Raw genomic sequence first — 252 nt, 5'->3', positions numbered from 1 at the left:
AGGTAACATACACTGCAGTTGGACATAAATTCACTCTTTAATTGGATACAGACTTAATGACTCAAGCAAAAGTATGTTTTATCGGTGCGGGCAATATGACTCGTAGCATTATTAGTGGCTTAGTTAAGCATGGCTATCCTAGTGACCTTATTCATGCAACCAATCCAAGCAAGGGTAAATTGGATGCGTTGCAGCACGATTTTGCGATTCAAGTTTCCCACGATAATTATGCAGCTGCACAAACTGCCGATG

Annotated in this window: 1 protein-coding gene; it reads left to right on the top strand. The window is 40.9% G+C overall.

Translation table 11 applies throughout. From position 1 onward, the window contains the following. Positions 1 to 56 precede the first annotated feature (56 nt). Positions 57 to 252, top strand: a 196-nt coding sequence (locus tag AAEY72_RS15685) for a pyrroline-5-carboxylate reductase family protein (RefSeq protein ID WP_352311552.1), incomplete at its 3' end; no start/stop codon positions are given.

The organism is Psychrobacter sp. W2-37-MNA-CIBAN-0211 (assembly GCF_040309405.1).
GTDB lineage: Bacteria > Pseudomonadota > Gammaproteobacteria > Pseudomonadales > Moraxellaceae > Psychrobacter > Psychrobacter glaciei.
The sequence above is the reverse complement of the archived record's forward strand: the minus strand, read 5'-3'. Positions and strand labels throughout refer to the sequence as shown.